This is a genomic window from bacterium (assembly GCA_037131655.1).
GTDB lineage: Bacteria > Armatimonadota > Fimbriimonadia > Fimbriimonadales > JBAXQP01 > JBAXQP01.
In genome coordinates this window covers 1-2,138 of sequence record JBAXQP010000389.1, presented here as the reverse complement: position 1 = coordinate 2,138, position 2,138 = coordinate 1, and the positions used below count along the sequence as shown (strand labels likewise).

Here is a 2,138-nt window from a genome sequence, read left to right as displayed (position 1 = left end):
AATAAGCCACGAGGCAAACTATTATCATATGCTTCCGCATTATCATCCTCCAACGCCTAGCATTTATACCTGTGCGGCAAGTGTATGCCACCTCCCATTTGCAAACAAGCGTAATCTTGCCGCATTGGATAAAATGTGTTGAACGGAGCCGCAGGGGCATTGCTGACGGTCCAGCTAATGTTTCGACTGCCTGAACGTTGGCAGGAGGCTAATCGGCTGCTCGGCTGGCCCGTACGATTAGTTTGGAGGGTTAAGCAAGGGGCGACCCTAGCCCGATCGGCTCTCCTACATTGTGTATTTTAGGCAGTAGACCCGTTTGGTTTTAAGATCGACTCCGATCCATGTCATTGCATCCCTTAAGTGAACCCCTGAAATGGAAGTGGCCTGTGGAAACCAAAAAGTTATGTCGTGTTTATTTGGATAAAAAGGACATGGATCGTTTCCTTTCGATATCTTTTCTATCTCTTGAAGGTCCTCTTTGGATACATCAAATGCCCACCAAATGGAAAGATCAATTCCAGACTCTTGGCACACAGATATGTTTTTTGCGCTGGAGGGAAGAGGCAGGTAAGTATCGAGAGAATCAACCCTAAAACCCATTTTTCGAAGTGATTGCGACTTCAGTTCCTGGACGGACAAAAACTCTCTATACTGATTGTTTGAGAAATCAACAGGCTTACCGCATCCTACGGCCAAGCACAGCGTTAATACTGGTAGTATATTCTTCTTCATTTATTATGCCAACGCTCAGGCTCTCTGGGGCGGCGCGTTAGCGACGTACCCAGCAGGCCGTGGTTGGCCTCTCATTGTCCTCTCATCAATGTCGCCTTCTTTGTCTCATCGACAACTGTTACCATGAAGTGAGCTCCCGGTGGAGTCGGTGGCTTCATCTGGAAAAACACTGTCCACGTACCATCCGGCTTTGTGAACTGGTAATGACATCCCGTCATGTCATACTTGGTAAAGTCAAAGCCCTCCGCTTTGGCCGTAGCCTCTGCAATGGCGACCACCTCTTTCTGCTGCATCTGGGTGACCTTCTTATCCGTAGACGAACACCCAACGAATGCAAGACTCGCCGCTACAAGCATCATCAGCCATTTCATCTTCATGATCTGCTCCTTTCTCTTTTCGGCCAACGTCAGCGATCAGGCCGGGGCGCGGTAGCGCCATCGGCATGCATCGCTTGGTTAGGCATTAATTTCATCTATCGTGTTCGCGTTGGCGATCTTCGTGAGATGCTCTTGTCTCAATCGTGCATCTTCTTAAGGTTCAGGAATTTCTCCGACAAAGTAAGCGTTGAGGGCTTCAAACAGGTCTTCAAAGACTTTCTCGTCTCGTTTGCGGCCTCGGTCGACCCAATAGACGTGATAGTGCCGTCGGCGCTCAAGTACCTGGACGTCGTGCATCGTCAGCACCGGTGGCGTAACCGAAACATACTGGTCAGTGTATTGAGGATGCGTCCTAAGGAAGTCGATGAGTTGGGAGCGGGTAAAAGCAAATTGCTCGAAGGCGGCCGAATCGACGTTGTACTTGGCAATGAGTTGCTGTCGCTTGGCTTTGTCAACGAACCCAAGCATTTGATCTTCAATCGGGAGTTGTTTATCAGGTTTCATTATCTTTGCCTAACGTTTGCGCTCACAGTCCGAGTGCCCCGCCAGGGGCACGAGGTACGTGTGCAGCGCATTGTTCGCCTATGTATTGCCTCATGAAGGACTCTTGGCCTCCGTTCAGTCCCAGCCTTGGTCGAACGGCTCTGAGCTTCTGCATTCCCTCTTCAAACGACTTGATCTGGCCATGTGCGGCCAGAAGCGCGAGAGCAAACAGGCCAGTGCGACCGTGTCCCTGCGCACAATGTACGAATGTTCTTCCCGGCCGAAGTCCGGACACGGTCTTCTCCAAGGCGTGCCGATCAGGCACTCCTGCATCAAGGATCGGGAACGCGACGTACGCGTCGCTCTTCAGAATTGAAGCCGGGTCTTCAGTCTCGGCTGTCAGGTCTACATAGTTTGAGAAGCCGGTGGGCACCTCGGATGCACGAAGTCGACGTCCGAGGACGAGGTCCTCTGAGACATTGTCTATTGGGCTCTCCCTGCTCAGAACGCGGACGAGATGCCACACCATTTCAGAGTAAAGCATGA

The 2,138-nt window shown here is 51.1% G+C and carries 4 protein-coding genes; all 4 read right to left on the bottom strand.

Going from position 1 to position 2,138, the window contains the following annotated elements:
- Nucleotides 1–285: 285 nt before the first annotated feature.
- Nucleotides 286–732, bottom strand: coding sequence for a hypothetical protein (locus WCO51_12800; GenBank protein MEI6514132.1), 447 nt, complete (start codon nt 730–732; stop codon nt 286–288).
- A gap of 71 nt (nt 733–803) precedes the next feature.
- Complete coding sequence (locus WCO51_12795) at nt 804–1,109, bottom strand: hypothetical protein (protein MEI6514131.1); 306 nt, start codon at nt 1,107–1,109, stop codon at nt 804–806.
- A 153-nt stretch (nt 1,110–1,262) separates the two neighbouring features.
- On the bottom strand, nt 1,263–1,613 hold the full coding sequence (locus WCO51_12790) for a hypothetical protein (protein ID MEI6514130.1): 351 nt from the start codon (nt 1,611–1,613) through the stop codon (nt 1,263–1,265).
- A 22-nt stretch (nt 1,614–1,635) separates the two neighbouring features.
- A partial coding sequence (locus tag WCO51_12785; protein MEI6514129.1) for a hypothetical protein occupies nt 1,636–2,138 on the bottom strand: 503 nt, incomplete at its 5' end.